The 11,906-nt window shown below is 60.8% G+C and carries 13 protein-coding genes; 10 read left to right on the top strand and 3 right to left on the bottom strand.

The genetic code is table 11. The annotated features are described in order from the left end of the window. The first annotated feature begins 2 nt into the window (after positions 1-2). The 4 genes from ACSQ20_RS18860 (at position 3) to ACSQ20_RS18845 (ending at position 4,394) form a co-directional block, all read left to right on the top strand. Complete coding sequence (locus ACSQ20_RS18860; RefSeq protein ID WP_436022632.1) at positions 3-1,148, top strand: sulfotransferase family protein; 1,146 nt, start codon at positions 3-5, stop codon at positions 1,146-1,148. A gap of 14 nt (positions 1,149-1,162) precedes the next feature. Continuing rightward, positions 1,163-1,960 carry a sulfite exporter TauE/SafE family protein gene (locus tag ACSQ20_RS18855; protein ID WP_436022630.1) on the top strand — a complete coding sequence of 266 codons (798 nt, stop codon included), beginning with the start codon at positions 1,163-1,165 and terminating at the stop codon, positions 1,958-1,960. Between the two features lie 63 nt (positions 1,961-2,023). Next, positions 2,024-2,992: a sulfate adenylyltransferase subunit CysD gene (gene cysD / locus ACSQ20_RS18850; protein ID WP_436022628.1), complete on the top strand. Its 969-nt coding sequence runs from the start codon at positions 2,024-2,026 to the stop codon at positions 2,990-2,992. An 88-nt stretch (positions 2,993-3,080) separates the two neighbouring features. Beyond that, on the top strand, positions 3,081-4,394 hold the full coding sequence (locus tag ACSQ20_RS18845; RefSeq protein WP_436022626.1) for a sulfate adenylyltransferase subunit 1: 1,314 nt from the start codon (positions 3,081-3,083) through the stop codon (positions 4,392-4,394). A 74-nt stretch (positions 4,395-4,468) separates the two neighbouring features. On the opposite strand, the gene ACSQ20_RS18840 is transcribed toward ACSQ20_RS18845, so the two are convergent. Together ACSQ20_RS18840 and ACSQ20_RS18835 are read right to left on the bottom strand one after the other, a co-directional pair. After that, positions 4,469-4,660: a glycine zipper 2TM domain-containing protein gene (locus ACSQ20_RS18840; RefSeq protein WP_436023226.1), complete on the bottom strand. Its 192-nt coding sequence runs from the start codon at positions 4,658-4,660 to the stop codon at positions 4,469-4,471. A 147-nt stretch (positions 4,661-4,807) separates the two neighbouring features. After that, on the bottom strand, positions 4,808-5,599 hold the full coding sequence (locus tag ACSQ20_RS18835; RefSeq protein ID WP_436022624.1) for a helix-turn-helix domain-containing protein: 792 nt from the start codon (positions 5,597-5,599) through the stop codon (positions 4,808-4,810). Positions 5,600-6,101: 502 nt separating this feature from the next. On the opposite strand from ACSQ20_RS18835, the gene ACSQ20_RS18830 reads away from it, so the two are divergent. The 6 genes from ACSQ20_RS18830 to ACSQ20_RS18805 are packed head-to-tail and all read left to right on the top strand — an operon-like array spanning position 6,102 to position 11,225. Further along, complete coding sequence (locus ACSQ20_RS18830; RefSeq protein WP_436023224.1) at positions 6,102-6,764, top strand: c-type cytochrome; 663 nt, start codon at positions 6,102-6,104, stop codon at positions 6,762-6,764. Continuing rightward, positions 6,761-8,038 (top strand): c-type cytochrome, encoded by a 1,278-nt coding sequence (locus tag ACSQ20_RS18825; protein WP_436022622.1) that lies wholly within the window; start codon positions 6,761-6,763, stop codon positions 8,036-8,038. Before ACSQ20_RS18830 ends, ACSQ20_RS18825 begins: the two co-directional genes overlap by 4 nt. A gap of 13 nt (positions 8,039-8,051) precedes the next feature. Continuing rightward, a complete protein-coding gene (locus tag ACSQ20_RS18820) occupies positions 8,052-8,234 on the top strand; it encodes a hypothetical protein (protein WP_436022620.1) in 183 nt (60 codons plus the stop codon). A gap of 18 nt (positions 8,235-8,252) precedes the next feature. Next, positions 8,253-8,822 carry a cytochrome C oxidase subunit II gene (locus ACSQ20_RS18815; RefSeq protein ID WP_436022618.1) on the top strand — a complete coding sequence of 190 codons (570 nt, stop codon included), beginning with the start codon at positions 8,253-8,255 and terminating at the stop codon, positions 8,820-8,822. Continuing rightward, positions 8,812-10,437 carry a b(o/a)3-type cytochrome-c oxidase subunit 1 gene (locus ACSQ20_RS18810; RefSeq protein ID WP_436022616.1) on the top strand — a complete coding sequence of 542 codons (1,626 nt, stop codon included), beginning with the start codon at positions 8,812-8,814 and terminating at the stop codon, positions 10,435-10,437. Before ACSQ20_RS18815 ends, ACSQ20_RS18810 begins: the two co-directional genes overlap by 11 nt. After that, positions 10,434-11,225, top strand: a complete 792-nt coding sequence (locus ACSQ20_RS18805; RefSeq protein WP_436022614.1) for a c-type cytochrome — start codon at positions 10,434-10,436, stop codon at positions 11,223-11,225. Before ACSQ20_RS18810 ends, ACSQ20_RS18805 begins: the two co-directional genes overlap by 4 nt. Positions 11,226-11,231: 6 nt before the next feature. On the opposite strand, the gene ACSQ20_RS18800 is transcribed toward ACSQ20_RS18805, so the two are convergent. Next, positions 11,232-11,729 carry an Lrp/AsnC family transcriptional regulator gene (locus ACSQ20_RS18800; RefSeq protein ID WP_436022612.1) on the bottom strand — a complete coding sequence of 166 codons (498 nt, stop codon included), beginning with the start codon at positions 11,727-11,729 and terminating at the stop codon, positions 11,232-11,234. Positions 11,730-11,906: the final 177 nt, after the last annotated feature.

The raw sequence follows: 11,906 nt of genomic DNA, 5'->3' as shown, positions 1-11,906 counted from the left end.
CCATGAACACGAGTACAAAGACCGAGGAAAACCGCAACCGGCCGATGCCGGTACTGATGATTCCGCTGCGCCGCTGCGGCTCGCATGCGCTGCGGCTGAGGCTCAATTTCAATCCGCAGTTCTATTCGCCCTATCCGCTGCATATCGTCGATTTCGTGCCGATGCTGCCGCTGTACGGCGATCTCGCCGATGATCGAATGTATTTTCGCCTGGTCAGCGATGTGATCGGCCTGCAGGCTGTCAGCATGGTCAAATGGCCCGGCATGGTGTTCGATCCCGTGGAGATCTTCGAGGCAATTCGCCATGAGCCGCGCAGCGTGCACCGGGTTGTATGGGAGCTGCTGCTGCGCGCAGGCGAAGGGCAGGGCGCGCGCGTCGTGATGGACAAGTCGCTGGACAGCGTGCATTACGCCGACGAGTTGATGCAACTGATGCCGCAGATGCGCTTCTTGAACGTGGTGCGCGACCCGCGCGCGCAGATTGCTTCGATGAACAAGGCGATCATTCACGATTTCGACACCCTGCTCAACACGCGCGCATGGATCGAAGCGCATCGTGCGGCAGATGTGCTGATCGAGCGATATCCGGAGCGCGTGATGACGATTCGCTACGAGGATTTTCTCTACGATCAGGAAGCGACGCTCAAAAAGGTGTGCGCGTTTTTGGCCATCGACTATTTGCCCGCCATGCTCGACATTTCGCGTTCGGCCGAGGCCAAGCAGATTTCGCAGATGTCGGCACTGTGGTCATCGAACTGCTTCGCACCGATTGCCGCGAACATCGACAAATACAAGCGGCAGCTATCAAACGAGGAAATCGCGCTGATCGAAACGATGACCGCGCGCTACATGCAGCGTTACGGCTACGAGCGCGCGACCGAGGGTGTGCTCGATATCGAGGCTGCGGCATACGATAGTGCACGTCGTCGTTCCGCGCTTGCGAAGGATGATGCATGGCGCAGGCTCGAAGCGGCGAACTTCCGCGACTTCGTGCTGCGCCAGCATCGCGCCGAGTATTTGCATGCGGTTCGCGAGCGCATGGAGCGTCACGCCGCTGCGCGAGCAGCAGGCGGCGCGGCGGCCTTGGCGTTGAGCTCGGCCTCGACTCAGCTTGACGAACTCGACGCCCCGTTCGAAGTGACCGATTGATCCAGAGCGAACCCATGTCTTTGTCATTGTCGTGGTTCAACGCGCAGATCATGCTGGCAAGCATGTCTGGCTTGTCGATCGGGTTCATGCTCGGGCTCGTTGGCGGCGGCGCCGGCATGCTGGCGGTGCCGTTGCTGTTGTATGTCGTGAAGGTCGGCGATGCGCATCTGGCGATCGGCACTACCGCTGTCTCGATCGCACTGACCGCGTTGGCGAACCTCGTGACGTATGCGCGTGCCGGGCTCGTGCGATGGCGGGTGGCGTCGCTTTTCGCGGCGGCCGGCGTGAGCGGTGCGTTCGCCGGATCGACGTGGTCGCTGCGTGTCGGCGGGGGCGGGCTGATGCTGCTGCTTGCTGGCATCGTCGCGTCAGTTGGTGTGCTGATGTACGCGCGTGCGCATCGTAAGACCGAGGTGCCACTCGGCCCCGCGCCGCTTGGGCGCGGCTTTGCCACCGCGGGCGCGGGCGTGGCTGTCGGCAGTATGGCCGGATTTTTCGGCGTAAGCGGAGGCTTTCTTTCCGTACCCGCCCTGCATTTGATTGCGCGTATTCCGATGCTCGAAGCGGTGGCATCCTCGCTACTGTCGGTGGTCGTTTTCGCCTCGACGACGGGCCTGAATTATGCGAGGGCGGGCAAGGTAAGCATGCCGCTCGCGTTGGCGCTCGTCGCGGGCGGCATGCTGGGCGGACGGGGCGGAATGTGCGCAGCGAAGCTGCTGGCGCATCGTGGACCTACGCTGCGGCGCACGTTCGCCGTTATGCTGATGATCATTGCCGTGTACATCGCCTATCGTAGTTTGAAGGTCGTCTGAGTGCAGCCCTGAGTGCGCTCGGACACGACCAGCTAGAGAACAATAGAACCTGAGAGATGACCGATGAACCTATCTTGTGAAGCGGCCAACCCCGCAACGACCCCGCTCACCGTAAGCTCGACCCGCATGGATCACCTCGACTGGCTCGAAGCGGAATCGATCCACATTCTGCGCGAGTTGGTGGCCGAGTGTGCCAAGCCTGCACTGCTGTTTTCGGGCGGCAAGGATTCGGTGGTTGTGCTGCATCTGGCGCTCAAGGCGTTCGGCCTGGGCGCGCACCGCAAGACGGCATTGCCGTTTCCGCTTGTGCACATCGACACGGGCCATAACTACGACGAGGTGATCGACTTTCGCGATCGGCGTGCGCAGCAAATCGGCGCGCAACTCGTGGTCGGGCATGTCGAAGATTCGATCAAGCGCGGCACGGTACGCCTGCGCCGCGAGACCGATTCGCGCAACGCCGCGCAAGCGGTGACGCTGCTCGAAACGATTGCGCAGCACGGGTTCACGGCGATGATTGGCGGGGCGCGGCGCGACGAAGAAAAAGCGCGCGCCAAAGAGCGCATCTTCTCGTTTCGCGACGAGTTCGGCCAATGGGACCCGAAGGCGCAACGCCCGGAGCTGTGGAGCCTGTATAACGCGCGTTTGCATCAAGGCGAGCATCTGCGCGTGTTTCCGATTTCGAACTGGACCGAGCTGGATGTGTGGCAGTACATCGCGCGCGAGGGGCTCGAGCTGCCGTCGATTTACTACGCGCATCGCCGCGAGATCGTGCGACGCAATGGGCTGCTCGTGCCGGTGACGCCGCTCACGCCGATGCGTGAGGGCGAGGTGAGCGAACAAGCGCTGGTGCGCTTTAGGACGGTGGGCGATATCAGCTGCACATGCCCGGTGGAAAGTGATGCGGACGACCTCGAGAAGATCATCGCCGAGACGGCGGTGACCGATATCACCGAGCGCGGTGCCACGCGCATGGACGATCAGGCGTCGGAAGCCGCGATGGAGCAGCGCAAGAAGCAGGGCTACTTCTGATTGCTCAGGACTGCTAACGAACGCTTAAGCGAAGTCGCGCACACGTACACGCACACACATGCACACGGAAACACACAAGGCAGGACCTATGAACACACATGAACCGGCGGATCTCGGCGTGCTGCGCTTTATCACCGCGGGCAGCGTCGACGACGGCAAGAGCACGCTGATTGGGCGCCTGTTATACGACAGCAAGGCGATCCTCTCGGACCAACTCTCCGCGCTCTCGCGCGCGAAGATGAAGCGCACGGTGGGCGACGAGATCGATTTGTCGCTGCTGACCGACGGCTTGGAAGCGGAGCGCGAGCAGGGCATCACGATCGATGTGGCGTATCGCTATTTCGCCACGGCCAAGCGCAAGTTCATCATTGCCGACACGCCGGGCCACGAGCAGTACACGCGCAACATGGTGACGGGCGCGTCGACCGCGCATGCGGCGATCGTGCTGATCGACGCCACGCGCGTGACGTTCGAGCAGGGCGCGGCCGTTTTGCTGCCGCAAACGAAGCGTCATAGTGCGATTGTGAAGCTGCTGGGTTTGCAGCATGTGATCGTCGCGATCAACAAGATGGATTTGGTGGAATTCAGCGAGGCGCGCTTTAACGAGATTCGCGATGCGTACGTGCAGCTCGCGCAGCAATTAGGCTTGGTGGATGTGCGGTTCGTGCCGGTATCGGCGCTCAAGGGCGACAACATCGTGACGGCGAGCGAGCGGATGCCGTGGTATGCGGGCGAGCCGCTATTGGACGTGCTCGAAGCCTTGCCGGTGGCGCAGCCCACGGGTGAGGCGCTGCGCTTTCCGGTGCAGTGGGTGGCGCGTCAGGACGGCGCGAGCGCGGACGATTTCCGCGGCTACATGGGCCGCGTGGAAGCGGGCGAGGTGCGCGTGGGCGATGCGCTGACCGTGTTGCCGGCGGGGCGCGCGGCGACGGTGGCGGAAATCATCGCACCGGTGCCGGGCGGCACGGCCGCGGTGACGCGCGCGTTTGCGGGGCAGACGGTGACGATCCGTCTGACCGAGGACGTGGACGTATCGCGCGGTGACACGTTCGTGGGCGCGCAGGCGGCGTTGCAGCCGGCGAAGAAGTTGGAAGCGGATTTGTGCTGGTTCGACGAGGAGCCGCTCTCGACGCAGCGCAAGTATTTGCTCAAGCAAACGACGAATACGGTGTTCGCGCGCGTGTCGGCCGTCAACGAAGTGCTCGACGTGCATACGCTCGCGCATTCGAGCGAGCGTCACAATCTGACGATGAACGATATTGGGCGTGTGGCGCTGACGCTGCAAAAGCCGGTGGTGTGCGATGCGTACGACGAGCATGCGGGCACCGGTGCGTTCGTGTTGATCGACGAAGCCACACATCATACGGTGGCGGCCGGCATGATTCGTCGGTTCGAATCGTAGCGCAGACGTTCCAATAAAGAGGGGCGCCGTTTATGTGCGCCCCTCGCGGCTTTTTTACCATCGACATGATGGTTTTATTTGCCCAACTCATAGCCGACAATACCGCCTGCGACTGCGCCGCCGACCGTGCCGGCCGTGCTGCCATGCGTCAGTTTATTGCCGGCATAGCCTCCCACTGCGGCTCCGCCGAGCGTGCAACCGCACAATAACGACAGCACTGCTATCACAGCACCTGTCCGTATTCGTGTAAGTCGTCTCCATTGCATCATGATGCAGCCTCCGCATCGATAAACCCATTACCTTCAAAGCAAGGTGCATGCCGTCGTCGATGAATTCCTTCGACGAATCATTAGTTCGGACTCCTATGCAATGCAGTGGGAATGCAGAAAAAGCGTTGCACGCACCCTTGCCAATCAGCATCGAGCGTAGGCCGCCTGTTGCAAACGCGGTAAATCGAGAATACGCACTTCCTTGCCGTTGACTTCGATAAGCCCGTCCTTTTGGAAGCGCGACAACGTGCGGCTGACGGTTTCAAGCTTGATGCCAAGCAAGCTGCCCGTTTCTTCGCGGGTCATGCGCAACATGAACTGAGTCGGCGAATAGGCGCGCTGCTGCCAGCGACTCGAAAGATCGAGCAGGAAGTTAGCCACGCGTTCGTCCGCCGTCATCGTACCGAGCAGCATCATCCAGCCGCTTTCGCGCACGAGTTCGGCGGAAAGCAGGCGATAGATGTGGTGCTGCACCGCCTTTACTTCACGGCTCAGTAGTTCGAGCAATTCGAACGGCATGACGCACACGCTGCTGTCTTCGAGCGCAACGGCGTCGCTTGCGCACTGACCGGTCGAAATGCCATCGAGGCCGAGAGGCTCGCCGCACAGATAAAAGCCGGTCACTTGCTCGCGCCCGTCCGCAAGCAGTGTCAGTTTTTTGAAGGAGCCGGTGCGCACGGCATAAATATTCTTGAAGTCATCGCCGACGCGATAAAGTGCCTCGCCCCTTTTGACGTGGCGATGACCAAGGACGAGATCGTCCATTTCCTGCGTGCAGGCAAATTCGTCTGGGTTCATCGTGCAGAACTGGCGCATTGCGCAGCGCTTGCATGGATCGCCGTTGTTGATTGTTGCCGGCATTGACCCCGGCATCCCGCGCGGTAGCAACGCGTTATGCCGGGCGGACTGGACCAGGCGTTCACTTGCAACGGACATTTCGTTCTCCTTATCAACTCGCCCAGCTAGCTTCGCTCTTCCCCTCACCGTTGTCACTCGACGAGCCGCGGCGAACCGTCGCACGACCGATATCAAAAAGGACCCGGTGCGTTCTCGCGCTGCCGTGACCGCCAGGCGGCCCGTGGCTTTGTTGCCGAACCTGCGGCAAATCGGCGCGACCCATGATTTGCATCAAAGAAGCGCGACGGCGGTCTTGGTCTAATGGCGCAGTTTTGCTCAACGGTCGCATTCCGGTCTGGTACGTGCTCTGCGCCATGGACGCGACGTGCCGGCGAGCTATTTGCAGGTGGGACAAGCTTTTGCTGTTGCCATGCCATTGACTACAATCGTTCGCACAGCCAGAAAAAGTAGCATTGCCATTCCGGTTCGCACCGCTTGCGAGCATCCAGCTTCGCACGCGTATTGCGTATCGAGCCGTCGCCGGAGACGATGACTGATGCTGAGAAGAATTGGTGTAATTGCTTTGTCGTGCCTCGTGGCAATGAGTGTTGCCAAAGCGCAGGACGCCGCTGCAGAGCGCGCGCCGGACACGATGGAAGCACGCGTTCTCGGGTGCGCCGCCTGCCATGGTGCGCACGGTGAAGGCACCAATAACGATTACTTTCCCCGCTTGTCGAGCAAACCGGCCGGTTACCTTTATAACCAGTTGATCGCATTTCGCGACGGGCAGCGGCAATACCCGCCGATGAACTACCTGCTCGCTTACATGCCCGACGCCTACTTGCATAAGATCGCCGAGTATTTCGCACAGCAGCGGCCACCCTATCCGCCGCCGGTAGCGCCGAGCGTCTCTGCGGCGCTGGTCAGGCGCGGCGAGCAGCTAGTCAAGGAGGGCGATGCGGCCAACCAGATTCCCGCCTGCACCGCCTGCCATGGCGCGGCGCTGACCGGCCGAGAGCCCGGCATTCCGGGTCTGCTCGGTCTGCATGCCGAGTACGTTAGCGCCCAGCTCGGTGCTTGGCGCTACGGCACGCGCAAATCGATCGCCCCCGATTGCATGCATGATGTTGCTTCACGCCTGTCCAACGACGATATCTCGGCCGTGGCAGCTTGGCTTGCGGCGTCTCCAGGGCCGGCCAATCCTGCGCCGGCGGCACGGGGCAGCATGAAGCTGCCGCTTGCCTGCGGGAGTGAACCGCAATGACGGCGCACTCGATCTCCGCTTTTCTTTCGTTTCGCCGCATCGGCGCAGGCTTGGCATTAGTTGCATCGGCCACGCTTGCGCTCGCTCAGGCGCCGAGCCCGTCGTCCGCCGATACGATCAAACGCGGCGAATATCTGGCTCGTGCGGGCGACTGCGTTGCCTGTCATACGATGCCCGGCGATAAACTCTTCAGCGGCGGCCGCGCGATGCCCACTCCGTTCGGCACGCTCTACTCGCCTAATATCACGCCCGACGGCGAGACGGGCATCGGACAGTGGAGCGCCGACGAGTTTTACGCAATGATGCATACGGGCCGTTCACGCGACGGTCAACTGCTCTACCCGGCGATGCCGTTCGGCGCGTATACCAAAGTGACGCGAGGCGATTCCGATGCGATCTTCGCGTACCTGCGCTCGGTGCCACCCGTGCGTCAGCCGAATCGTCCCCATGAACTGCGCTTTCCCTACAACAACCGACAACTGCTGATTGGCTGGCGCACGCTCTATTTCCGTGAAGGCGAATATCGACCCAATCCCACGCGTTCAGTCGAGTGGAACCGCGGCGCTTATCTCGTCGAAGGACTGGGCCATTGTTCGATGTGTCATACCGCAATCAATGCGCTGGGCGGTAGTTCGGAGTCCAAAGCATTCGAGGGCGGCCTGATTCCAATGCAGGACTGGTACGCACCCTCGCTTACCTCGAACAAGGAAGCGGGCCTTGGCGATTGGAGCATCGCTGACATCGCCGATCTGTTGCAAAAGGGCGCGTCTCGACGTGGTGCTGTGTATGGGCCGATGGCCGAGGTCGTTTACAACAGCTTGCAGTATCTCTCGGACGAAGATGTGCGCGCCATGGCGGTCTATTTGAAATCGTTGCCGCAGCATGGCGGATCAAGCGGTGGTTCCAGCGCATCGATGTCAAAAGAGGAACAGGGGCTGCTGTCGTCGCTCGGCAGCAAGGTCTATCAGGCGCAGTGCGCGAACTGCCACGGCAAATCGGGCGAGGGCAAGCTGCCCGAGTTTCCTCCGCTCACCAACAATCAGTCCATCCAGATGACCTCGGCCGTCAATCCGATCCGAATGGTGCTCAATGGCGGCTACGCGCCGGGCACGATTCGCAACCCGATGCCGTATGGCATGCCGCCGTTTGCACAGTCGTTGACTGATGATGAAGTGGCTGCTGTCGTGACCTATATCCGCACCGCCTGGGGTAATCGCGGCACGCCTGTGTCGGCGAAGGAGGCCAACGCATTGCGCTCGTCCCCTTTGTACTGACTGGAGAGAAGCCATGAACACAAGCAACGACGCACGAGCGCCGGCCGAGCCGAGTGACGCGCACCGAGTCGACGAGATTGTCCGCTCGGGGCCGGCAGGCGCACTTGCTGTTGCCGGCATTGCGACAGCGATCGTCGTCGCGCTCTGGTTCGCTTTCTATTTCCTGGTTTTTTTGCCTCGCGGCGTCATTTACTGATCGGGCGGATCGAGCGATATGTCGAACCTTCCACATTCGGACCATACGCATGGTGCCGACGTCGCGGTGCGCGTCGAACGCACATGGGCGATGGTCGCTGTCGGCATCATCATCTTGCTCATTGCGATGGTCATCTACACCGGCGTGCATTGGTCGATGATGCCGCCATCGCGCGTCGAGCTCGCCGATCCAACGACGCTGCACGTATCGGGCGAATTCATCGAGAGCAACCTGGGCACCGCGCGCGAAGCCGATGGCTCGGTCACTGTGCGCGTCGTCGCGCAGCAATATTCGTTCACGCCGCAGTGCATTCTCGTTCCCGCGAACACGCCAATCACGTTTCGCGCGACGAGCGCCGATGTCGTACATGGTTTTCTCGTGATGGATACCAATATCAATTCGATGGTCGAGCCGGGTTTCATTTCGACTTTCAACACCCGGTTTAACCGGCCCGCGGAGCATTTGATGCCTTGCCACGAATACTGCGGTACCGGGCACGAAGCCATGTGGGCCAACGTGAAGGTCATCGATCCCGCCGAATTCAATAAGCTCGCGGCCACTGCCCGGAGACTCAGCTGTGTTAAATAACCGACGACTCGTGCTCGCGCATTTCTGGCTCGCGTTCGCAGCATTTGGCGTTGCGGTGTTACTCGGCGCGTGGCAGATGTATGTGCGCAGTCCGCTGCATCCGTGGCTCCGCCAGCCCGAGCTTTACTATCGCTCCGTAACGGCGCACGGATCCGTGATGGCCTATGTGCTGCCGACGCTCGTCGCAATGGGCTTCGGCTATGCGATCACCGAACTCTCGCTCGAGCAGACGTTACGCGGCAGGCGCTGGGCCTGGGCTGGCTGGTGGCTGATCGTCGTCGGCGCGGTGATGGCGATGGTGCCCGTTTCGCTCGGTCAGGCCTCGGTGCTCTACACGTTCTATCCGCCGATGATTGGCAGTCCTTACTATTATCTCGGTGTCGTGCTCGTCGTCGTGGGATCGTGGATCTGGGTCGCGCTGATGTCGATCAACCTGCACGTGTGGAAGCGCGCGAATCCGGGTAAGCCGGTGCCGCTGCCGATGTTCGCGAATGTCGCCGGTTCGTATCTCTGGGGCTGGACCGCCGTGGGGGCCGCGCTCGAAATTCTTTTTCAGATTCTGCCTGTGGCATTGGGTCTCAAATCGACGATCGATGCCGGGCTCGCGCGCGTGTTTTTCTCGTGGACGCTGCATGCGATCGTTTATTTCTGGCTGATGCCTGCTTATATCGCGTATTACACGCTCGTGCCGCGGGCCGTCGGTGGACGGCTATATAGCGACGGCATGGCGCGTATCTCGTTCATTCTATTTCTCGTCGTGGCGATGCCGATCGGCATTCATCACCTGTTTGCCGACCCGCAGGTCGGTTCGGGCTTCAAGTTCCTGCAATCGGTGTTTACTGGGCTCGTATCGGTGCCCACACTTTTGACGGTCTTCACCATTTGTGCCTCGGTGGAAATTGCCGGGCGGCTGCGAGGGGGGCGCGGCGCATTCGGCTGGCTACTCGCGCTGCCGTGGCATGAGCCGATGATGCTTGCCGTCGCGTTCTCGTTCGTGATGCTTGGTTTTGGCGGCGCGGGCGGCTTGATCAACATGAGCTACCAGCTCGATTCGACGATACACAACACGCAATGGATTACGGGGCACTTCCACCTGATCTTCGGTGGCGCCATCGTCATCATGTACTTTGCGATTGCCTATGAACTGTGGCCGCAACTGACTGGCCGCGTGCTGGCCAGTGTGACGCTGATCAAATGGCAGCTATGGCTTTGGTTCATCGGCATGATCGTGACCACATTTCCTTGGCACTACGCGGGCATCCTCGGCATGCCGCGGCGGATGGCCTACTTCGACTACAGCAATCCGGCGATTGCGCCCGAAGCGTGGACCGTCATCATGTCGTTGATTGGCGCACTTGTTCTCGTCGTATCGACGGCCCTCTTTTTGATCGTTCTGGCTCGCGGGCATCGAGGCGCGCGTGCCGTTCCGCCCAAATTCGAATTCGCTACCGCGGTGCATCCGCCCGTCACGCTGCCTGTCGCGCTCAACGGATTCGGGCTGTGGATCGCGCTGATGATTGGACTGACGGTGGTGAACTATGGCTATCCGATCGCACAGTTGCTGGTCTTGAAGCAAAGCTCGGTGCCCGCTGTCTGGATAGGAGGCCCGCGATGACGACGGAACGTCTCTTCTCGCTGCGCAATCGCTGGTTCACGATCAGCGTTGCATTGACGCTCGGCGTGGCAGCTATAGCGTTCGTCATCGGATTCGTCTGGTTACCCTCTGTGCAACGTGATGCGTCGTTCACCGGTGTGTGGAATGCCATCTGCAGCGCGGCGGGCGTACCGCGGAAATGGTTGATCTCCACACCGGCGAGCTCGAGGGTGAAGACAAGCGACGTCGTACTGACGCCCGCGACGTTTGCGAATGCGGATGCCTTGTCGATTGGGCGCGGGGCGACGCTCGCGTTGCGTTGCACGATGTGTCATGGGGCACAGGGCGTGAGCCAGGCCAATTCGCCTAATCTCGCGGGGCAGTACGCGCCAATGATCTACAAGCAGTTGCGAGATTTTCAGACCGGCGCGCGCACGAACGCGGTGATGGCGCCGATGGCAGCAACGCTCAGCGATCAGCAGATGCGAGAGCTCGCCGCCTACTACGCTTATTTGCCGCGTGTGACGGGGTATCATCCCGCGGCGCAACTGGTGCCCGATATCGTCGCCGTTGGTGCGCCGATGCGCAATGTTGCGCCGTGCGCGTCGTGTCATGGAGCAGCCGATCACAAGGTCGGCGCACCGTGGCTCGAAGGACAGCCCGCTGTTTATCTCCGTGCGCAGTTGCAGGCGTTCGCCGCGGGCGACCGGCACAACGATACGAGCCAGCAAATGCGCAATATTGCCAGGCAGATGACATCGGCGGAGATCGAGGCGGCCGCGCGGTATTACGCAAGCCAGCAGCCGTAGACCTCATCATTCGCTGCGCGCCATGCTCCGTGTTTTTGCGTTTGCCGCAACGTGATCGAGCGGCAGGGCCGTGGTCTGTTTGACGACTTCCATTGCAAAGCTCGCGCTGACGTCGAGCAGTTCTGCCGCCTTGATGAGCCGTTTGTAGACGCTGTCGTAGCCCGCGATATCGGGCACGACGACTTTGAGCAGATAGTCGACATCGCCCGTCATGCGATAGATTTCGACGATTTCCGGCACTTCGGTCACGCCTTTCAGAAATCGCGCAGTCCATGCGTCGTTGTGCTGATTCGCGCGAATCGTCACGAATGCCGTGAGCCCGAGGTTGAGTTTGGCGGGATCGCACAATACGACTTGTTTGCGAATGACGCCTTCTTCGCGCAGCTTTTGAATGCGCCGCCAGCAAGGAGTGGGCGATAGATTGACCGCGCTTGCGATTTCATTGAGCCCAAGCGAAGCGTCCTGTTGCAAGAGCGTGAGAATCTGCGCGTCTATTCTGTCCATGACGGCCCCATTGAAAAAGATTTCCAAGTATAGGGTAGCCGTGATGCGAGTTATCCGCTATTCGAGTCATTGATGCAGCGGTATTGCAGCAGCGGTGACTTTTGAGCATGCATTGCGTCATGCGTTCGCAAACTTATATTGCCTTTCGCGCGAAGGGGCTAGTCGGGCCGGGACCAC

The organism is Trinickia sp. LjRoot230, from assembly GCF_964253315.1.
Taxonomy (GTDB): domain Bacteria; phylum Pseudomonadota; class Gammaproteobacteria; order Burkholderiales; family Burkholderiaceae; genus Trinickia.
The sequence above is the reverse complement of the archived record's forward strand: the minus strand, read 5'-3'. Positions and strand labels throughout refer to the sequence as shown.